At 41.9% G+C, this 21,127-nt stretch carries 21 protein-coding genes; 14 read left to right on the top strand and 7 right to left on the bottom strand.

The features are described 5' to 3' along the window. Positions 1-2: 2 nt before the first annotated feature. The 12 genes from gspD to C0V70_RS07520 all read left to right on the top strand — a co-directional run bounded on the left by gspD (position 3) and on the right by C0V70_RS07520 (position 13,738). Positions 3-2,525: a type II secretion system secretin GspD gene (gene gspD / locus C0V70_RS07575; RefSeq protein ID WP_102243261.1), complete on the top strand. Its 2,523-nt coding sequence runs from the start codon at positions 3-5 to the stop codon at positions 2,523-2,525. 23 nt (positions 2,526-2,548) lie between these two features. Beyond that, positions 2,549-4,288 carry a type II secretion system ATPase GspE gene (gspE, locus tag C0V70_RS07570; protein ID WP_133566767.1) on the top strand — a complete coding sequence of 580 codons (1,740 nt, stop codon included), beginning with the start codon at positions 2,549-2,551 and terminating at the stop codon, positions 4,286-4,288. Beyond that, the gene (gene gspF, locus C0V70_RS07565; RefSeq protein WP_102243259.1) at positions 4,288-5,502 is read left to right on the top strand and encodes a type II secretion system inner membrane protein GspF; all 1,215 of its coding nucleotides are present in this window, start codon (positions 4,288-4,290) and stop codon (positions 5,500-5,502) included. Before gspE ends, gspF begins: the two co-directional genes overlap by 1 nt. 45 nt (positions 5,503-5,547) lie before the next feature. After that, on the top strand, positions 5,548-6,060 hold the full coding sequence (gene gspG / locus C0V70_RS07560; RefSeq protein WP_102243258.1) for a type II secretion system major pseudopilin GspG: 513 nt from the start codon (positions 5,548-5,550) through the stop codon (positions 6,058-6,060). Beyond that, entirely contained in the window at positions 6,002-6,748 is a 747-nt protein-coding gene (locus C0V70_RS07555) for a pilus assembly FimT family protein (RefSeq protein WP_102243257.1), read from the top strand. Before gspG ends, C0V70_RS07555 begins: the two co-directional genes overlap by 59 nt. After that, positions 6,730-7,266: a type IV pilus modification PilV family protein gene (locus tag C0V70_RS07550; protein ID WP_102243256.1), complete on the top strand. Its 537-nt coding sequence runs from the start codon at positions 6,730-6,732 to the stop codon at positions 7,264-7,266. The genes C0V70_RS07555 and C0V70_RS07550 overlap by 19 nt, the downstream gene beginning before the upstream one ends. Further along, positions 7,253-8,161: a PulJ/GspJ family protein gene (locus C0V70_RS07545; RefSeq protein ID WP_158649612.1), complete on the top strand. Its 909-nt coding sequence runs from the start codon at positions 7,253-7,255 to the stop codon at positions 8,159-8,161. The genes C0V70_RS07550 and C0V70_RS07545 overlap by 14 nt, the downstream gene beginning before the upstream one ends. Then, entirely contained in the window at positions 8,151-9,590 is a 1,440-nt protein-coding gene (locus C0V70_RS07540) for a hypothetical protein (RefSeq protein WP_102243254.1), read from the top strand. The genes C0V70_RS07545 and C0V70_RS07540 overlap by 11 nt, the downstream gene beginning before the upstream one ends. A gap of 65 nt (positions 9,591-9,655) precedes the next feature. After that, complete coding sequence (locus C0V70_RS07535) at positions 9,656-11,233, top strand: type II secretion system protein GspL (RefSeq protein WP_102243253.1); 1,578 nt, start codon at positions 9,656-9,658, stop codon at positions 11,231-11,233. Between the two features lie 2 nt (positions 11,234-11,235). After that, the gene (locus tag C0V70_RS07530) at positions 11,236-11,862 is read left to right on the top strand and encodes a hypothetical protein (protein WP_102243252.1); all 627 of its coding nucleotides are present in this window, start codon (positions 11,236-11,238) and stop codon (positions 11,860-11,862) included. Continuing rightward, a complete protein-coding gene (locus C0V70_RS07525) occupies positions 11,862-12,791 on the top strand; it encodes a hypothetical protein (protein ID WP_102243251.1) in 930 nt (309 codons plus the stop codon). Before C0V70_RS07530 ends, C0V70_RS07525 begins: the two co-directional genes overlap by 1 nt. 5 nt (positions 12,792-12,796) lie before the next feature. After that, entirely contained in the window at positions 12,797-13,738 is a 942-nt protein-coding gene (locus tag C0V70_RS07520) for a polyprenyl synthetase family protein (protein ID WP_102243250.1), read from the top strand. Here C0V70_RS07520 and C0V70_RS07515 read toward each other — a convergent pair. From C0V70_RS07515 to C0V70_RS07500, 4 genes are all read right to left on the bottom strand, one after another. Beyond that, positions 13,694-14,230, bottom strand: coding sequence for a MerR family transcriptional regulator (locus C0V70_RS07515; RefSeq protein WP_102243249.1), 537 nt, complete (start codon positions 14,228-14,230; stop codon positions 13,694-13,696). The two genes, C0V70_RS07520 and C0V70_RS07515, sit on opposite strands and share 45 nt — an antisense overlap. A 32-nt stretch (positions 14,231-14,262) precedes the next feature. After that, entirely contained in the window at positions 14,263-14,694 is a 432-nt protein-coding gene (locus C0V70_RS19355) for an integration host factor subunit alpha (protein WP_102243248.1), read from the bottom strand. 119 nt (positions 14,695-14,813) lie between these two features. Beyond that, positions 14,814-16,247, bottom strand: coding sequence for a DNA gyrase subunit A (locus tag C0V70_RS07505; RefSeq protein WP_102243247.1), 1,434 nt, complete (start codon positions 16,245-16,247; stop codon positions 14,814-14,816). Positions 16,248-16,267: 20 nt separating this feature from the next. Further along, the gene (locus C0V70_RS07500) at positions 16,268-18,352 is read right to left on the bottom strand and encodes a toprim domain-containing protein (protein WP_102243246.1); all 2,085 of its coding nucleotides are present in this window, start codon (positions 18,350-18,352) and stop codon (positions 16,268-16,270) included. Positions 18,353-18,575: 223 nt separating this feature from the next. On the opposite strand from C0V70_RS07500, the gene C0V70_RS07495 reads away from it, so the two are divergent. Together C0V70_RS07495 and C0V70_RS07490 are read left to right on the top strand one after the other, a co-directional pair. Beyond that, positions 18,576-19,076, top strand: coding sequence for a hypothetical protein (locus C0V70_RS07495; RefSeq protein WP_133566766.1), 501 nt, complete (start codon positions 18,576-18,578; stop codon positions 19,074-19,076). 41 nt (positions 19,077-19,117) lie between these two features. Beyond that, entirely contained in the window at positions 19,118-19,558 is a 441-nt protein-coding gene (locus C0V70_RS07490) for a GNAT family N-acetyltransferase (RefSeq protein ID WP_102243244.1), read from the top strand. Here the strand turns inward: C0V70_RS07490 and C0V70_RS07485 are convergent, their stop codons facing one another. Genes C0V70_RS07485 through C0V70_RS07475 form a run of 3 tightly spaced genes read right to left on the bottom strand, consistent with a single transcriptional unit; the run spans position 19,559 to position 21,120 of the window. Next, positions 19,559-19,960, bottom strand: coding sequence for a hypothetical protein (locus C0V70_RS07485; protein ID WP_102243243.1), 402 nt, complete (start codon positions 19,958-19,960; stop codon positions 19,559-19,561). Between the two features lies 1 nt (position 19,961). Next, positions 19,962-20,207 carry a hypothetical protein gene (locus C0V70_RS07480; protein ID WP_102243242.1) on the bottom strand — a complete coding sequence of 82 codons (246 nt, stop codon included), beginning with the start codon at positions 20,205-20,207 and terminating at the stop codon, positions 19,962-19,964. A 10-nt stretch (positions 20,208-20,217) separates the two neighbouring features. Further along, the gene (locus C0V70_RS07475; RefSeq protein WP_102243241.1) at positions 20,218-21,120 is read right to left on the bottom strand and encodes a rhomboid family intramembrane serine protease; all 903 of its coding nucleotides are present in this window, start codon (positions 21,118-21,120) and stop codon (positions 20,218-20,220) included. Positions 21,121-21,127: the final 7 nt, after the last annotated feature.

The following is a 21,127-nucleotide window of genomic DNA, read 5'->3' as shown; positions in this document are numbered from 1 at the left end:
AAATGAAAAAAAATGTTAATCTCTCGAAAGTCTTAACCGCGTCTCTCCTACTTACCACAGTGGGGCTATCGCCTGAAGTAAGAGCACAGTTTGACAAATTTAAGAGCAAAACAAAATTCAACCGCCCAAGTGGAGCGGCCAACGCTAAAAAAGGTGTCAACACTCCTTCTGACATCTCCATCCCGGATACAGGAAAATCGGCCAGCTCATTATTAGAAGGCTCAGCACAGGACACAACTAACTTTGCTCCTGGTGATGATGAAGGCGGCGACGAAATGGCCGATGAGGGAACTGATTCATTCGAAGAAAGCTCTCGCGGCGGAAGCGGTTCATCTGATGCTTTCGGAAGAAAAAGAACAGGATCAGCAAGCCCTACAAAAACAGATAAAAAGTACGTTAACCTGAACCCTGAAACAGCTTTCGGTCCTGAAGTTGTAACGAGCTTCGATTTCCCGAACGTTTCAATTTTAGACTTAACAAAACATATGCAGAAACTAACAGGATTAAACCTGATCCTGGATAAAGACATTAAGGGAAAGATCTCGATCTCTTCACCTACTCCAATTACAATTGGAGATGCGTGGAAAGCTTACCTTCAGGCCCTGTCAATCAACGGGTACTCGCTGGTAAAATCAGGGGCCTTCTACACGATCGTTAACAACCGCGACATCAGATACTCTCCAACGACGATGTATACGGGGACATACACTCCGAATACTGAAAACTACGTTATGCAGATTATCCCGCTGAAGTATGTTAACTCGCGCGAAGTTGCTAACTCTTTCCGTCCTTTCATGTCTCGTTACGGAAGAATCATCGAAATCAAGCAAACCAACACGGTTATCGTTCAGGAAACAGGAACGCACATCAACCGTTTAATGAAGCTGATTAAGTTCATCGATATCCCAGGGCATGAAGAGTCTCTGCAAATTATTAAAGTAAGAAACTCATCAGCTCAAGAGATCGCGACTCTACTGGATAAAATCTTAAAGAACGGTTCGGGCGCAGGTGGCGTTCCAAGAACAAACACAGTTGCTTCTGGTTCTGGATCATCTTCTCAATCAAACATCTCACGCATCATTGCTGAGCCAAGAACGAACTCAATCATCGCCATGGCAAACTCTGATGGAGCACGCGAGCTTCGTGGATTGATTGAAAAACTAGACGTAAAAGTTGTCGCTGCAGGTTCTGGACAAATCCACGTTTATTACCTGAACTACGGTGACTCTGAAGCCCTGGCAAAAACTCTTTCATCTCTGGTAGGAAACGCGCCGAGATCTGGGGCCGCTGGTGGTTTAACTCGTTTTACATCACCAACAAGTGGAACAGCGACAACGGCCACACTTTTTAACAGCGAAGTCAAAATCACTTCTGATAAAGAAAATAACGCCCTTGTTGTAACAGCTTCACCTACTGACTATGAAACGGTAAAAACAGTTATTGCTCAGTTAGATATCCCACGCGATCAGGTTTATGTTGAAGGTCTAATGATGGAGACTCAGGTTTCCAGAGGACAAGGATTCGGGATCAGCTTAATTGGAGCTTACGGCTCTGGTGGATCTCAAAAGGCCGGTTACGGTAACACAAACGACCTTCTTTCTCTTATGACAAACAATATCACTAACCTTTCAGGACTTTTCGTTGGTGGTGGTATCGGAAGAAAGGTAGACCTTAAGACACCAGATGGAAACACAATTCAGGTCAACTCAGTTAACGGTCTGATTACGGCGATTGCAACAAACGCAGGAACAAACGTTCTGGCCACTCCACAAATCTTAACAATGGATAACGTGGAAGGTGCTTTCGAGTCTGGGGAAGAAGTTCCAACGACTGAAACAACAAGTGCAACGAATGGTTCAACAACCAACTCGATTAAAATGCAAAAAGTTTCCCTTAACTTAAAAATCACTCCGCAAATCAACAAAGTTACACGATTTGTAAAACTTAAAATCGACCAGAAAATCGTCGATTTCTCGGGAAGACAAGTTAACTCTACTCAAGGTGGTGTTGGGACAGTTATCAGAGCATTTAACACGACAGTCGTTGTGCGCGATAAAGACACAATCGCCATGGGTGGTTTAATGCGCGATAAAGAAACGAATACAACAAGCAAGGTTCCTCTACTGGGAGATATCCCGGTTCTAGGATGGTTATTTAAGAATACGACAAAGTCGGTTGAAAAAGTTAACCTACTCTTTTTCATGACGCCAAAAATCCTGGCTTCGTATGAGAAAACAAATGCTGAAAACGTCAAAGACCTGCTTAACCGCCGTCAGTCTCACTTAAAAAACATGGTGGGAGACGACGACGCCTTCTCTACTACGGTTAAAGGGCTTTACGACAAAGCTAAAAAACAAGGTGAAGGTCCTCTGTACGACACAAGTGAAACTGAAAAGTACAAAGACAGAAATGAAGCTATTGGTGTAGATGCAACTGAAGGAAACGTTCCTGACTATCAGGAAATTATCCAGAAAGCAGAAAACAAGCCGGCGGGAACAACTGATCCGGTGACATCAGTACAGTAATTACATTTTTTAAGGAAGTATCAGTGAAAATATCCGATCACATGATGGAAAAAGTTGAAGGCCAGAAAGAAAAAATCGGCCAGCTCCTTTTGAAACATACATCGCTCACCGACGCCCAGCTGGAAGAGGCCCTGGAGATTCAACACGAATCAGGAATGCTTCTGGGTGAAATTCTTTTAAAGAAGAATTACATCAATCCGCACGATATCATTAAAGTGATCTGCCACCAGGTGGACATTCCTTATTTAAATGAATTAAAGCTTGAAGAAATCGACCCGAACCTGACGTTAAACATCAGCATCAACTACGCCAAGACTCACGAAGTCCTGCCGATCTTAGAAACGGAATACTCTATCACTGTTCTAGTGACAGACCCGTTTAACTTTGATGCGATTAACGACATCCAGGAAATTTTTAAGAAAGAAGTTAAGATGGTTGTCGCCAGCCCGCTTAAAGTTCAAGACGCCATTAACCGCATCTACGAAAGAGCAAACCGCAACGTGGTCGACTCAATCGAAGGAGACTTCGACGAGAACCTGGACCTGGATGGACCGATTGATATCCTTGAAGCTGGAGCTGATGAAGCACCAGTTATTCGTTTTGTGAACTCGATCATCTTCCGCGCCATTAAAGAGCGCGCCTCAGATATTCACATCGAGCCTTACGAAAAAGAAGTTGTTTACCGCTTCCGTATCAACCGAGTGATGAGAGAAATTCTGCGCCAGCCGATTAAAACTCAGGCCGCAGTAACGTCTCGTCTAAAAGTTATGACAAAGTCGATGGATATCGCTGAAAAACGTCTCCCTCAAGACGGTCGTATCAAAATTAAGATGGCCGGAAAGGACATCGATATTCGTGTGAGTGTTGTTCCTATTCAAAACGGTGAACGTATCGTAATGAGGGTTCTAGAAAAATCAAACAACATCCTGACTCTGGAAAACCTGGGCTTCCACGGACAAAACTTAAAAGCACTTGATGAACTTTCAAAAAGAAAACACGGTGTCGTTTACGTATCGGGACCTACTGGTCACGGTAAAACGACGACCCTCTTTGCAATGCTAGACCGTATCAATACACCAGATAAAATGATCATCACGGTTGAAGACCCAGTGGAATACGAACTGCAAGGGATTTCGCAAATCCAGGTTAACCATAAAATTGACCTGACATTTGCCCGCGCACTCCGCTCTATTCTTCGTCAAAACCCGGACGTCATCATGGTCGGGGAAACGCGTGACTTGGAGACAGCAGAGATGGCGATCCAGGCTTCATTAACGGGTCACTTTGTTCTTTCAACGATTCACACCAACGACGCTTCGTCTGCTCCTAACCGTCTTATCGATATGGGAGTTCAGCCGTTTCTTATTGCTTCTTCACTGGCGGGAGTTCTCGCTCAACGCCTTATTCGTACTCTTTGCAATGACTGTAAAGAAGCTTACACTCCTACTGATTACGACTTCCAAATGCTGGATGTTCACTCAATGCCAAAAGAAGCGACACTTTATAAACCAAAAGGATGTCCAAAGTGTAACTACCTTGGATACGCCAGCATGACAGTCGTTTCAGAACTTTTAATTATCACAGATGACATTCGCCCTTTAATCCTAAAGAAGGCCGATGCCTCAACTGTAAAAAAGATGGCAATGAAAAACGGAATGAAATCTCTTCGCCAGGACGCCCTGGAAAAAGTTTTCAAAGGAATCACTTCAGTTGAAGAAATGGTACGTGCGATCAACGAAGAAGATGAGGAAACACAACACTAATGGCGATTTATAATTATAAAGGGATTGATAAATCTGGAAGTGAAGTTAAAGGCACTGTGAATGTCGAAGGACTAAGTGCTGCCAAGACGCGTATTCGTGGAATGGGAATCATGCTGATTGAAATCAGCGAACAAACTTCCGGCACTGTGAAAAAAAGCGGCGGAATTAATTTCGGAAGTGCCGTTTCAATCAATGACCTCGCCCTAATGACCAGACAGCTGGCCACTCTCCTTCGCGCTAAAATTCAAGTCGTCGAGGCCTTCAGTGCTCTGGTTGACCAGACAGAAAATCCAAACTTAAAAATCACCCTTTCCGAAATCAGACAAAAAGTTAACGAAGGGTCATCGCTGGCCAAAGCTCTTTCTGATTACCCAAAAATCTTTGACAACGTTTACGTCAACATGGTCGATGCCGGAGAAGCATCAGGTACACTTGAAGTTGTTCTTTTAAAACTGGCCGACTTTACGGAAGGACAGGTAAAACTAAGAAACAAAGTCAAAGGGGCCATGACTTATCCAATGATCATGATGGGTGCCGGTGGCGCCATGATCGGGATCATTTTCATCTTCGTTATTCCCAAACTAACCAGAATCTTCGTTTCAATGAAGAAGGAACTCCCTCTTCAGACAAAAATCTGTATCTGGATTTCAAACTTCCTGATGAACTACTGGTGGCTGGTCATTTTAGGACTCGTCGGCGGATGGATGCTCTTTAAGCGCTACATTTCAACAGAGTCAGGACGATCTAAGTACGATGCTCTTGTGCTAAAACTTCCGGTGGTCGGAGAAATCGTGACCATGGTTAACGTCAGCCGTTTTTGCTCTACACTTGCCACACTACTTCAGTCAGGTGTTCCAATCCTGGTCTCAATGAAGATTGTTTCGAACCTGATTTCTAACGTTCACATGAAGAAGGCCATCGAAGACTCTCGCTCAAGCGTCTCCGAAGGAGCTTCTTTAACCGGCCCCCTTGTCCGATCAGAGCTTTTCCCTCCGATGGTTACCCACATGATTAAGCTGGGTGAAAAATCAGGGGAACTAGAGCCGATGCTGCAAATTGTTTCAGAAAACTACGAAGATCAGGTAAATTCAAAACTTGCTGGACTAACATCCATCCTAGAACCTATAATGATGGTAGCAATGGGACTTGTAGTAGCATTTATTATCTTTTCGGTAGTAGTGCCGCTTATTGATCTCAATAGCGTTGGAAGATAAAAACCAAACAACCTAAAAACATATTTTCTCTTTTTGGAGTCCTAGATGGAAAACATGTCGTTTACTAAAGCTCTTGCTCAGAATCAAAGAGGTTTCTCTTTGATCGAGATCCTCATCGCTCTTACTCTACTAGCTATCGCTGGTACATTCGTTGTTGGTCGTTTTAACGACACACTTATCGAAGGAAAAATTAAATCTGCAAAAATCCAGATGAGTAACCTGGACGCCCGCTTAAAAGAATTCAGAAGAAAGTGTAGCTTCTACCCTTCTACTGAACAAGGTCTTGAGGCCCTGATCTCTAAGCCAACAGGCGGAAGAGAATGTAAGGACTATCCACCTAATGGATTCATTGATGGTGATGGTATTCCAAAGGATCCATGGGACAACGATTATGTTTATGAGTCTGATGGAAAAACTTACAACATCTACTCTTACGGAGACGACGGTGAAGCTGGCGGTGAAGGCAATGAAGCTGACATCTATTTAAGAGCACCAAAAGGTGGAGCTGCTGCCTCTGGTGGTGGAGAAACTGGCGGTGAGGCTGCTCCAGCGGAATAAATTTATTCAAGCAAAACTTCTAAAATCAAACCAAGGCTTCACGGTCATCGAAATCCTGATAGCCTTGGTTTTGATCACTCTCGTAATGGCCATGGCCCTCTCTAACCCCTTCTCTACCAGTCAAGACTTAGATCAAGAAAGCGACAACATCGAAAGAGCTATTCGTTTTATGAGCGATGAAGCTGTACTAAGAAACTCAGTCGTTCGCCTGCATTTCATGCTGGGAAAGGCCCCTCAGGAATACGCTGTTGAATACGGTCCAAGCTCTTCTTTTGTCCTTCCCCCAGAGCCGGAGCATGAATCGACGTCTCAAAGTAAAGAGGAAGAAGAAAAAGAAGCGAAACGGCTAAAAGAAACCAATATGCAATTTAATAAAGTTCAGGAATTTCAGGATTCCAACAAAGAAATGCCAGAAGGTGTTAAGATATTAGGTGTTGGCAATGGAAACTCGGAAAAATTTAAGAGCACCGGTGATGTCTCTGTCTACACTTTCCCTACCGGGGAAAAAGACGATGCGATCATCATCCTGGCCAATGATGAAAATGTGATTTCACTGGAAGTGAATCCGTTTAATCAAAAAATAGAAAAGAAAACTCATAAACTTGAAAACCCTGGAAACCGCGAGATCAACGATCTGCAGGCGGCAAAGGCAAAAGAAATTTTTGAGACATGGCTGAAAGAAAGATAAGGACTACACTTCTTGGCAACCGCTCTGGCTTCACACTGATTGAGGTTATGATCGCTATTGCCATTTTTGCTGTGTTTGCTTCGGCCTTCGTAACCGGATTTGGTTACAACCTGATGGACTCGGGAAAACTTAAGGAAGATATACTGCTTAAGGATTTCTGCGAAAATAAAATCAACGAAATCATCACCAATCCTCCGGCACTCTCCGACTCTTTAACGTTAACTAAAGACACAAAAGATGTAGAGAACAACAATAACTATCAGACGATTGTTGAGTATAAAAAATTCTTCGTCCCTGACATGTCAAAAATCGAATCAAGTGCGGACTTAGAGCAATCTCAGGAAGAAAGTCAGGAAAAACAGTTAGAAAAAAGAATTTTTACAGTCTTTAAAGAAAATATGGAAAAGATGATCTGGCAGGTTGAAGTCACTGTGAAAAATAAAAGCTCGGGTGAAACTTATAAACTGGATGCCTGGATCATGAACCAGAATGCGGATGTGGCCATTGGATCATTCTAAGACCTATTCTCCATTAAAAAACAATCAGGGCTTCACTCTTTTTGAAGTCATGATCGCCATTACCATTCTTTCTATGATCTCTTTTGCTACCTACAAAATGATTGATACCAACACTGAAACAAAAGACCGTGTTATCAAGGAAGACCGCCAGACAGTTCAGAGCTTAACGGCCATCGGACGTTTAGATAGCGACATTTCTCAAATCTACAACCCACTTTTTTCTAATTCCAAAATTGTTCCCACAGCAAGTAATTCTGCCGATGTTTATGCTGACACTAACACCAATGCTAATGGTGCTTTTGATGGAAGAACCAACAATGGTTCGCTCATCCCGCAGTTTAAATCAGAAGAAAAATCGAGCATTATCTTCTTAACTCAAGCGAACCGCAGAAAATTTGCCGACTCAAAAGAGTCGCGTTTTGCCTGGGTAAAATACAGCCTGCGTGCCATGGAGCCAGACCCGGATAATCCTGACGATAAAGTCTCGGGCCTTTACGAAGTCGTCCGTCAAACGATAGCCACAGATATCTACAATTCCACTCAAGACTGGTCGAAGCCAAAATTTCAGGTCGTGATGGATAAAGTAAAAGAACTGGAATTTTCTTTCTGGGACGAGAGAACAAAAAAGTACACGACTTCTCTTCAGGAATTAAACGAAAATAAGAATCTTATCCGTTCGCTAAAAGTGAACGTGACGTGGATTGATGAAGACAAAAATGAGCAGAAGCTGGAAAAAACTTTCCGCGTACTCAATCCTTATTTCAACACCAAACAAGACGACATCAAAACCGGGGCCCTTGGCGGCACAGGTGGCGATGGCTCTCAACAAGGTGGCGGATTTTCCGGAGGACAAGGAACAGGTGCTGATCAACCGGGAGAAGACGATGACAATTAGACCCGGTTTTCTAAAAGCGACGCTCAAAAATGAACGCGGAATCGCCCTGATGCTGGTCTTAGGAGTTGTGGCGATTTTAACTTTCCTTCTGGCCGACTTTACCTTTGAGACCAAGCTCAACAAGATTAAAATTTATAACCAGCAAGATAAAATCCAGGCGCGGCTTAATGCAGAGTCAGGGCTTAACTTCGCCATGGGAAAACTCCGCCTTTATCAGGTGGGAAGAAACAAACTCGAAAAAGAAGAAAGTTTAAAAAGCGCTTTTCCTACTTCTGACTTAGAAAATATTATTATCCAGCCTTTTATCTACCCTATCCCGGAACCAAAAGGAGCGGGGATTATTCAAAAGACAGCTTTGGAAGAGTTTAATAAGAAGACTCTTTTTAGAGGGGAAGTTTCGGTTACATTCACTAAAATAGCCGGATTCTTAAACCCAAATGGTCTGCGCTTAAAGCCAACTAATAATAAATCAGCACAAGATCAGGACGCTGCCGCCGGAGGTTCTGGTGATTTAGACGGTGGAGACTCTGACTCAGGAGATTCTGGAAGCTCGGATGATGGCGACGGCAAAAAAACAAAAACGGAAAGAGCTGACGTTATTATTGAGAAAAAATTAGCGGAAACTCTGCAAAGACTTATTAAAGACAAAAGCGACACGGATGAAGACTTTCATGCAAAGTACTCCAATGTCGATCCCGCTTATCTCATTAAAGAACTAAAATTCTACGTTAACGACTCTTCAAAATTCCAGGACAGCCAAAGACCGGAGATTGAAGCAAAATTTAACCAGAAAAATATTACTCCAAAACACGCTCCCCTGGCCTCAATTGATGAGCTTTACTTACTTCCTTCATGGGACGATGCCATTGTTGATTTGATAAAAGACCGCATGAGCGTTCATGAAGTCAGCGTTATCGCCATTAACGAATTGACCATTGAAGACTTAAAAATCCTTTTCCCAAACATCAACAACATCCAAATTGAAGAGTTCTTCAAATACCGCGATGGAGATGAAGACAAAAAAATTAAAGGGAAAAAGTTTAAGAATGCTGAAGACTTTAAAAATGTTATTGTCGGAACCCTCAACATTGTCTCAGACACGGACTATAACGAGCGCATAACTGAACTAAAGCAGGCCGGACTTACCATTGATACGGCCGGAAAACTTTATAAAGTTAACAGCCGTGGCTCTTACAACAATGCCGTTTATAATATTGTGGCCTATGTAGATCTTCCGGTTAAACCTCAGCCACCTAAGCCTAAAAAGCCAAACGAACCAGCAGATCCATCAGGTGCTGATGGCAACCCTCCTCCTGGAGACCAAGGCGCCCAGGGAGCTCAAGGATCAGGAAGCGGGGATAAAAAAGATGAAAAGCCTCAGCCTGTTGAACTCCTTCTTCCGCGTGTAATTGAAATGCGACTAGAATAGTCGGAGAACCTTTTTTCCCTTATAATTTCCTATGCTTCATTAGGCTTTGCCCTTAAACTTAAACTATGAACATACTGGCCATTGATATTGGTGCCTATTCAGTCAAGTTTATTGAAGTAAGGCCCGAGCGCAAAAATTATGTGTTGGTTGAAAAACAAGAAATCATTCTTGAAGAAGTCAAACCACATTACCCACACATCACAAATCTTTCTGATTTGCAGAAAGAAATTATCAGCAATTATATTCAGAAAAAACCAAACGACATCAGAGTCATTATGCAGATGCCTAATGAAATGCTGACGACGAGATACCTGGAAATTCCAGGAACATCAAAAAGAAAAACAGAACAGATCATTCCGTTTCAGCTGGAAGAAAACCTTCCCTACTCACTAAACAATGCTCACTTCAGCTCGCGCATCAATAAAAAGAGCAACAGCTTTTCTGTTTTAAGTAACATTACTCAATTCAACGTCTTTAAAGATTTCTTTGGTTATTTTGAAACGAAAGAAGCACAACCTTCAATCGTGACCAGCGAAGTTTCAGTGATGCAGGCCTACGTGGATCACATCCGCATGAATGATACTTGTTGTATCATCGACCTGGGACATAAGACGACAAAAGTTTATTTCGTTCAAAATCGTCAGATTGTTTCTAACCACACTTCTTACGTGGCGGGAAATGCAATCAACGAAGTCATTGCCAGAACGTATCAGATCTCGCTGGAAAATGCGATTATCTATAAACATGAAAACGCTTTCATGCTCAACGATGAACAGCTGGAAGAAGTTTCTCCTGAACAAAAAGGGTTCGCCCTTTTAATGAAGCAGGTCTTCAATCCCCTGATCCTCGATTTAAAAAGATGGGAAATCGGTCACCGTGTAAAATTTGGAACGAGTATCGACAAGTTTTATATTTTTGGTGGAACAAGCAGTATCAACAACATCGATAACTTTATTTACTACCATACTGGAATCCCGGTGGAGACACTGCCTCCTCTTCTGGATTTAAAGAATGATTACACTGCCCACGATAAAAACTTTTATCTGGCAAAGATGATGGCCATCTCTCAAAAGGCCCCATCGAGTATCATCAACTTCCTGACAGGAAAATTCCAGACCGCTTCCAATGCTTTTATCTCGGTTCACTCTGCCGTCTTCATCTGGGTAAGAACGACTTTTATCGCTCTGCTTTTGATCCTGGGTCTGGTTGGGGAAAGATTTATTTTCCTGCAAAAGCAAAACGCTGATGCTGACAAAAAAATCAAGGCCCTGCTTAACCGCGGGAATCTGGCCCTCTCAGCTCCAGATAGAAAAGCATATGATAAGAACCCTAACCGCGTTTTAAACGTTCTTAAAAAGAAAAATAAAATCGTTAAAGATGAAGTTTCATCTATTCTCTCTTCTCAATCAGTCAACGCTCTAAGACCTCTGGCCCTTTTGAGTAAAACGATTAACAACAACCCAAAAGTGAATCTTGAAAAATTCACCAGTGACGGATTTGAAGTTAAAGCAGTCTTCTCTTCTCTTGAGCCGGTTGAACTTGAGAACATGGAAAAAGTCCTAAAGGGCTCAGGTCTTCCTGGACTCGTCGTCAACTACAAACCTGGACAGGCCACTTTGGAACTCCAGTTTGAGGATAAATAGTCATGGAAAAATCATCGAATCTTTTTATTAAAATTGATGAGTTTATTTTTCAAAAGCTGGATGCTTTAAAAAGCGAAGGTGTTTTCCAGAAGTTTAACGACGCTCTGGCAAACCTGGATGAAGACCAGCAAAAAATCGTTGCCCAGGTAACGACTTTCACTTTAATTATCATTCCATTTATCTTTGTTGCTGTTTTATGGTGGGGAAATTCTCAGTCGAGAAAGGCCATTGAGACGAAAAAGCAAATCATGGATCAGATTGCACTTTTTGACGGGAATAAAAACACCCTGAACAATATCAGCGCCAATTACCTTGCCCCTTCTTCGATCATGGGCCAGGACGACCTAGACAACAGAATGAGAAACATTCTTTCTCAAAGCTCGATTGATCAGACGAAAGTGAACATCTCAAACTTCACTCAAAACTCGATTTCTTCAAGCATCAATAAAACAGAAGCGGAACTTGTATTCCAGGGGTTTGGGACTAGTGACTTCTCAAATTTTATGCGCGCTTTAGTTGACCAGGAAAGATTTAAAATTTTAAAAATCAATCTGAATAAAAACAATGAAACGAACCTGCTTCAAGGAACAATCTCCCTGATGCATATGGGTCCCAATCTTAATCAATAATGAAGAAGAAAAGAATTCAGTATAACGAACTTAACGAAGAAATCTACACGCCCAAATACTGGACGAAGGCAAGACTCATCGTCATCGGTTTCATTCTGCTGTTTCTTGGTTTCATGGTGAACTTCTCACTGGAAGAAAGAGTGAATAAATTTCTTCAAACGAAACTAGGACAAAACCCTTCATGCCCTATTCAATTTGAAAAAGTCGAACTCTCTTACCTAATGCCTAAAGTGGTAATGAGAAAGCCAGTGATTCTTGGTGCTTGTTTTGGCCAGTACAACAACCGCCTTGAGTTCCAGGATATCAAAGTTGCTTTCCACTCTCCTAGCTTTTACCCGGTAGGTTTAAGACTTCATGTCGAGGCCAGAAGTGGGAAATCTTATATCAATCTTTATCCGGTACTCTCTGTCTTCACACAAAATGTGAAAATTGAAAAAACCCGTGTCGATACCCAACTTTTTGCTCCAATGACGGAAGCAAACCTTTCACCGATTGCCGGAACTCTTAGCATTGAAGGCTTCTTTGAATTTAAATCGGGCACTCTTCACGATGGTGAAGTCGATATCGTTTCACGCAATTTCTCTCTTCCTTCTCAAAACATCAAAGGTTTCGAGCTGACACAAATCAACCTGGAAACACTTAACATCTCTGCTAAGTTCGACGACCCAAGCAATATCTCAATTGAGCGCATCCAGATTGGTAAAAATAACGCTCCAGTCGAACTCAACTTAAAAGGAAAGATCAGAGTCAACGAAGCTGATTTCATGGGATCGATTCTAAATCTTAGCGGGAACATGAAACTTACCAACTATATTCTGACGAACTTCGCCTTCTTAAAACTATTCTTGCCTGAGTCAAATACCAGTGGTAATTATCAGTTAAAGGTCAATGGACCTCTTAGAAACCCTGGTGCTCCTCAAATCCTGTAAAACGTATGCAGACACAACAGCTCGAAAAAATGCTCGCTCACCATTTAGCGGGTAACCTTCCTCACCACGCCATCAAAGACGTTTATGAATACGCTGTGCTTCCTGGTGGAAAACTTTTTCGTCCTCACCTGGTCTGGTCTGTTTTTTCTGATTTAAACCCGGAAGCTTTTTTAGCTTCAAAAGAAAACTTAAATTCTAACCACGCTAAACTCTCTTCTGGCGTGGAATTTCACCATACGTACACTTTGCTTCACGATGACCTGCCGGCGATGGATAACGACCTCACAAGGCGTGGAAAACCGTGCACGCATATTGCTTACGGTGAATGGCAGGCGCTGCTTGCTGGAGATGGCCTGTTAAATATTTCTTATCAACTGCTTTCAAAAATCAATCACCCGAGATCTCAGGACCTATTTAGGTTTTTTAGCTGGGCGCTTGGCCCAAAGGGATTGATCCACGGCCAGGTTTTAGATCTTTCTCACGAAATGACAAAATCTTTTGCCAACACTCTTCGCACCCACGAACTAAAGACGGCCCGCCTGATTCAGGTGGCGATTCTTGGAAGTGCACTCATCTCTCTTCTAAAAAAAGACGCAAAAAAAGAAAAAGCTCTCTGGAGATACTCAAGACTTCTGGGTGTGAACTTTCAACTTATTGACGACCTTTCTGAGCTTGCAGAAAGTGAGCTCTCTCAGCATGAGCTGGATGTAAACCCATGGCTTCGTTTCGGCGAAGATTGCCTTCTGGAGACGTCTCGTGGTCTCTCTGAGTTCGCTCGCCTCTCGGGTGAATTGAAATTAAACAATACGGATAAAATCGTGGCAGATTACTACGCAAAAATGCTCTCGATTATTGAACCGAACCTAAAAACAATCAATGGTCACTTAAAAGGGAGACTGGATTTAGCTCCAGTGATTCTTATGATGAAGACCTTCGGTAATGTTTAGAATCTCCTGAAGCTTTGACTTCGCGGCCATCAGCTTTTGGAAGTCAGATTCAATCAACACTCTTTTAGTCATAGAAGGAGCTGAAGTCTCGCGAACCACTTCTTTTTGAGAATTTCTCTCTGGATAGGCAGGTGCTTCAGGAATGGAATCGTTTGCCAGGAATTCATCTTCATGAAGCGCTTCATCGTCTTCGAATGAAAAGTTATCGGCAAAATTTGCTTCAACAAGAGACTCGCGAGGCATAAGAATTTTCATCTCTGCCTTCGCGCGCTCAATTGTCATTTTATCTTCGAATAGTAATTTTTTGATGAGAAGAATCGCTTCGATATCGCGATGTTCGTAAAGCTTTTGTCCTGATGAAGAAGTCATTGGAGCAATCTCTGTGAACTCTGACTCCCAAAAACGTAAAACATAAGATTTTACACCAGTGAGCGCACAAACTTCATTGATCTTGAAGGAAGATTTGTTGGGAATTTCAATTGGTCCAAACATTAATTATCCTCTGCCCTACTTCAGAACAACGACTAATCGTTGTCTTCATCCTCAGGTGAAAAGTCCATATCGTCATCACCATCATCAGTGTTCGACATGAATGAGCTTAGAGCTCTTGCCGTTCCTTCTTTTGGAGGAAGTGACTTATTTTCATTTCCTTTTTCATCCAGACGGTGAGCATATCTCATTGTGACATCTTCTTTAAGCACTTGTGAAGGCTTAAAAGTCAAAACTCTTCTTGCAGAGATATCCATTGCTTCACCTGTTTGCGGGTTACGCCCTACACGTGTTGCCTTGTCTCTGATGGAAAAATTTCCAAAACCAGATATCTTTACCTTCTCTCCTTTTGAGAGAGTATCTTTGATTACTTTAAATACGAGATCAACTAAATCTGCTGCTTCTTTCTTCGAGAAACCAGCTTCTTTATACACTCGTTCAACGATGTCGGCCTTCGTGAGACTCATTATCTTCCTCCATGAAAATTATGTGCGCCATAAACCATATATTAGCAGGTTAACTTAGAAGGTCATTTTTTTCTATAAAAAAATTCAAGGTTTTACGTTTAATCGAGCACGGGGCTCAATTATTTGCGCTTAACTTTCTTTTTTCCTGACTCTTTTTCAATCTTTTTCTGCTGATTGGCCTTCTCAGTGTCTCTTTGCTTCATCCAAGCTGTAAGCTTCTCATCCACTTCGCGAAGTTCTTCGATAAGCTTCTTTTCAACCAGGGTCTTTGACTTAGCAATTTTGTCAAACTCTTTAAGAGATGCTGAATCATCCTTCACCATGAGCTGACGTTTTTCAACTTCTTCTTTGGTCATACGGTAGATCGGCATGTCGGCCAGGTACTCAGCAAACGTGAATTTCTTCTTATCAAGATACTCAACGTAAGATTTTCTGTTGGTCGATTTTGTCGCTACTTCGTATTCTTTTTCTTTGATGAAGCGGATGATTTCATTGTTTTGACGGATCTTCTTCTCAAGATCTTCCACCATTAATTCATAACGGCGCTTAACAACCTCAAGTCTCTTTGCCCCGAAGATCTCGATGATCTCTTCCGGCGCATTGAAGATTCTTACCCCGCGCTCAGAAATAAGCGTATAGTTTGGAACCAGTGTTGAAGCTGTCGACATTTTCTTAATAACGTCTTCCAGTTTTGGCTGCTGACCTTTCTTGAAGATCAGTTCGATCTTGATGTCGTTGTTAACTGAAGAGTCGATAAAGTCTTTGATATAATCTTCATCAATGAACTTAGTTAAATAACGATAAACTTTCGCAGCATCGTATCCGCGAGGAAGTTCAGTGATGTAAATTGAACCGTGGATCTCTTCGAATTTCATTCCGAAAACAAGACGGCCTTTTTCATCAACTTCAATTTTGTTTTTGTAAGTGTGAACGTAACTCTTAAGCTTTTTAGCTTTTCCAGTTTCAATGAACTGGATGATTGAGTTGACAAGATCAGAGTGGTGGAAGCTTGGGATAACAGATGAGAAACCTGTCCCAATTCCTTCCGCTCCATTCATTAGCATGATAGGAAGTTTTGGAAGAAGACAAACCGGCTCCATAACTTTTTCATCGTAGTTAGGAACCATGTCGACCTGGTTCATGTCATCAAATAACAAGAACTCTGTCATTTTTCCAAGTTTACATTCGATATAACGTGAAGCTGCCGGAGCAGTTTCCATTCTTTCACCGAAGTACCCTTTTTTATCGATCAGTGGATAGTTGTTTGAGAAGGTGTAATCCTGGGCCATGTTAACGATGGCCGATTCAACTGAAGCAGGTCCGTGCGGGTGCAGGGTTAATACTAACCCGGTTGCACTGGAAACTTTCATCAGTCCTTTTGATTGGTTTTTCCACAGAGTGAAAAGAATTCTGCGTTGACCTGGCTTTAATCCATCTTGCAGGTATGGAATGGCCCTGTCCATCAACGTATAGATTTGGTAATTTCTATATTCTTCTTTTACAACTTCAGTAAGTGATACTGAATCCAGAGCGTGAAGATATCTTTCTTCCATTGTGCTTTAATCCTTTCTTTCTATTTTTTCTTTTTAGTCGCTTTTTGTACTGGTTTTGCCTTAGCCGTTGTCTTTGTAGCTTTCGGGCTCGCTTTTTGAGTTCCCTTAGCTACAGCTTTTTTAGCAGGGGCCTCTTCTGCGGCGATGGCCCCAGTTGACTCTGCATCCAGTAGTAGTTCTTTTCTTAAATTTGTATCTTTACCAAAACAAATATCCAGTGTTTGTTTTGCAGAATCCATGTCATCGACACTGATTTTTGTAAACTCATCACGGCTTAGTGTGTACTTGAAGGCCTCTGGAGACATCTCTCCGAGTCCCTTGTTTCTTTGGATTTCTTTAATTTTTATCCCTGATTTTTTCAGTTTCTCTAACTGGTCATCGCTTTCCACAAAAAGCGTTTCTTTGTCAGTGATAACCTCAAAAAGTGGAGCTTTAGCAAACTGGATAGCACCCTGCTCGTAAAGTTCCGGCCAGAAAGTGAAGAAGAAATTCACTAAAAGCGTGTTGATGTGACCACCGTCCACGTCCGAGTCGGCAAGGAAGACGATTTTAGAATAACGAAGATTTTGTGAATCAGCTTTTTGCCCGATGGTTAGACCAATCGAGGCCATGATGTCCATGAATTCCTGGTTATTGATAACATCGTTAATGGACGCCTGCATGACGTTCATCGGTTTCCCTTTAAGCGCAATCCCACCCTGGTAAAGTTTATTTCTTGCTGAACGAAGTCCACCAATCGCCGAGTCCCCTTCACAGATGAAAAGTGTACATAGGTGACGGTCTTTTCGCTCGTTTGCATCAAGGAGTTTTTCCACTCTTTGTTTCTTTGCTTTTTTCCCTTTTAGAGAAGCATCTTTTAGCTCCTGGAATCTATGGCGAGACTTAGCACGCTCAACAACCAGCTCTAGGAATTCCTTATTTTTTCTAAGAAATTTCTCGAGATTGTCTCCCATGAAATGTTCAATCCCTTTTTCAAGGTTTAAGTCGCGAACAAGCTTTCTCTTTGTTTGAGATTCAAAACGCGGGTTAGGCATTGTGATTCCCATAACAAAAGTCATCCCTGTCAGAACGTCGTTATCAACAACGGAAATCTTCTCTTTTTTAGCTGCGCGCTCGATTTTTTCCTTAACAGTGTTAATGAAAATTCTCTTTACGCGGTCGTGGTGGAATCCACCATCAAAAGTCGGTGTAGAGTTAACGAAAGAAATGAACTTTTCGCGCTCTTCTGATTTTTTATCCAGGGTCACAGACAGGTGGAAATCGATTTTCCCCTTCACTTTTTTCCCTTTGGCGTTTTCTGTTTCGTAAATAAACGCCTCTTCTCCCACTAGCTGAGCAGAAGCTGCATCAATTCTTTGAGCAAGCTCAAAAAGTCCCTTTTTAAACTGGTATTTTTCCCCGTTAAAATAGAACGTCAAACCTGGGTTATTGTAAGCAAGGTCGATAATACGTTTTCTAAGTAAATCCTCAGAAATTTCGTTGTTTTTATAAACTTCTTTTGAAAGTGTCAGCGTAACAGAGACGCCCGAAGCTCCTTTGAAAGGCTTTGGTTTTGTCTTTTTTGTCTGAAGGGCACCGTTAGTGAATTCCCACGTCTGCTCTTGCTTAGAATTGTAGTGTTTTACAGTCGCCACAAACACGTCAGAAGTTAGACAAGTTGCCGCAGCTCCAAGGCCGTTTTGCCCTAGAGTTCTGTATAAAAACCCCTTCTCATCCGTCTCTTCGTCCTTGAACTTAGATCCAGTTCTGAATTCCGTATAAACCTGAGGCACTTTATCGATCGGAAAACCGATTCCGTTATCCGTGATAGTGACCGTCTTTTTGTCAGGAGAAAGCGTCGTGTGAATTTCAGTAACGTGACCGCGATAATACTCGTCGATACTGTTATCTAAAATCTCTTCAACGGCCTTTGATTTTGCCTGGTGAAATTTAATGGTCTTAAATTCGATGCCATTTGGCTTATAAATATAGGCATCTAGGTCTTCTACATCGTTACTTCCAAAAACAAGCGTCACGCGATTACGTACGTGCCAACGCTGATCCTTGCTCTCAATTAAGGCGTCTTTTGTATTACCTTTACGGGTAACTGGGCCTACACTACTCATTATGCATCCTTTTCAATCTCTAAATATTGGGAAATAATAGTCACAAATGACTCTAATGCTGACTAGGTTAAAGACCAGAGCCCGTCTTAGAAAAGGTACAATGCGTCGAAAAAACTTTTTTTGCTACCTGTTATTTATGACATCAATAGTCTCCTTTTCCCTCTGGGGAGAGGAGTTAAATCATAACGTTTTGCCGTATAAAAAAAATTTAAAAGAAAAAATTTTGGAAGGTGAAATATTCTCCGAATCAAAGGTCACAAGCGCTTCTAGTGACAAAAAAAATGAAACACAAGAATTGCACTTCACTATCGCTGGACTTCATCCCAAATCATGCTCGTATGCGCTTAAAAAGCTCTCTGTGTACGAGGGCTACTCGAAATTTTTAGATTTCGTGAAAGTGAGCAAATATGACGAAAAAAATCAGGAAATCGATTTCCTTCTCTCACACGTACTTCTTCCCTATGATATGCGCTTAGTTTTTAAACTTCCTCGAATTGAGAAAGAAGGTGTTTACCCCTTTGAATTTGAGCACGGAATTTTGAAAAATTTGAAGGGAAATATCTACGCCATAAATCACAACGGAAAATGTCTGTTTTTTACTAAAGCTGACTGGCAAGGGCCGCACACTGGTTTTCCCAATGTCGTCTTTGAATTCTTCTCTCAGACACTCGCGAAGCTCTCTATGGAAAAACTGTTTAGGATATCGAACACACTTAGTCATTGATTTGCAATGACAGGCTCAAAAAGAAGTATTATAAAAATTTAATGAAAGTTTTAAGATTAAGCGCACAAGATACCTATCCAATCAGGCAACAAGTCCTGATTCCTGATCACGATATTAAGAAAGCAAAATTTGAAAATGACGAAGATGAAGACATCTCTTTTCACTTAGGCGCATTCAAAGACTCAAAACTTGTCAGTGTCGCTTCGTTCTACTACGAAAGAAACCCCATCTTCCAAGACCAACACCAGTACCAGCTTCGCGGCATGGCCACACTTCCTGAGTTTCAGGGACAAGGGCTAAGCAGCGAACTTCTGACGATGGCCTTCCCCATTATCAAGCAAAACTTCTGTACACTTTTATGGTGTAATGCCCGCACAACTGCGGTGGGTTTTTACGAAAAAGTGGGCTTTAAAAAGCTTAATGAAGAAGTCTTTGAGATTGAAGGGATTGGGCCGCATGTTTTGATGTATAAAAACATCTAATTATTTCGGATAACAAAACCTCTTTTTCGCATTCGACTCCACCACCTGATAATTTTCTTCCAGGCATTTTTTCTTGCTAGGAAACTTCTTCAGTGGAGCACACGAATAAGGGCTTCTCTTTTTTTCTTTGTCGACCGAGCGCTTTTCCTGACAGCTCTCCCACCCGTCTTTATCCACACAGGTGTAATACTGAAATTCGCACTGGTATATGAGATACTCTCCGGCCTTGTAGCGAGAGTCGATTTGATAGTGGCTTTTACGGTAAGAAAGATCGTCATCGTCTGCGGGGTTTGCAGGCTTTCCCAAGACAGGAATTTCCACCTTTTCTTCAGGCGAACCATCGGCTTTTCCCGCAAGGGGAAAAACGAAAAGTGCCGCGAGTAAGAAAAGGTGAAGTTTCATCTTAGTTTCCACTTTTTTCGTCGCTTCTGATTTTTTTCATGGCGAACTCCAGGACCTCTTTTAGGTCTTTAAGCTCTAGTTCATAAAACATATGTGAAGCAGAAACTTTTGGAAGAGTTTTTCCAAATTTCATTTCGTCCTCAAAAGACCTGATACGGTTGTTGAGGTTGTTTCTGATCGTTCTCATTTGCTTGGGAGTTTTTTCTTTGAAACTCGCTTTTAGTTCTTCTACGCGTGGGTGTGCCATTTAAAAATCCTTATTGCCAAAGTAATACATAATATCGACCGCCGAGCTTTAGCCCTTCGATGCCAATGGTGAAGGCAAGAAAGATAAAGGCGAGGAAGAAATATTTCAAGTGTAATCGTTCCCATTTTACAGGAGTTTTAAATAAACCAAAGAGCATCCCGACAAAAAGGCCTCCAGCGTGGGCCGTATTGGCGATGGGGCCTAGAAATCCAGTCAAACACAGAAGAAGCCAGCCAATCATGATGGTAATATCTCTCGGAGGCAGGGAATACTCCATGTCCTCGTGGATTTTCTTATAAACCCAGACAAACCCCAGCATCGCATAGAGAACGCCCGACATTCCTCCGAATTGAGGGCCACTTACACAGTACTGGAGGACGTTGGAAACAACACCACTCACTAAGATAAAAATCAAAAGGAAATTCTTCCCGAATTTGTACTCAATTAAATAACCCAAGTCCTTAAACCAGAGCATGTTAAACACAATGTGCAGGATGGATAAGTGAATCAGAATCGGAGTGACAAGTCTCCAGATTTGCCCGTGCAGGATTTCGTATAAAAAACCCGTCTCTGGTACACCCATAAAAAGCGCATCAAAGAGCCTTTTTCCCATGTCCGAATAGCTCAAACCAAAGAGCACGGCACAGATGATGATAATCGTATAAGTCACTTGCCCGCGTGGAAGAGTTTTAATTTTTACCCACTCTTCGTCCACTTCAATAGGCTTTTGAAAACCAAGCTTCACGCGGTAGTAGTCCATAGCGCGTGGAAGATCTTTTTCTTCATCTACCGTGAGAAAGTAAATATCGTCTTTTTCACTATAGTGAGTCTGTGCGCTGATGCCCATGGAAAAGAGTTCATCACGCATTTGATTGATCATTTTTCTGTCGCGAAGTTCGCCTACGACATACATATAGAGT

Origin of the sequence: Bacteriovorax stolpii, from assembly GCF_002872415.1 — a bacterium.
GTDB classification, from domain to species: Bacteria; Bdellovibrionota; Bacteriovoracia; order Bacteriovoracales; family Bacteriovoracaceae; genus Bacteriovorax; species Bacteriovorax stolpii.
Note: the sequence above shows the minus strand (reverse complement) of the source record. Positions and strands in the feature narration are given on the sequence as shown.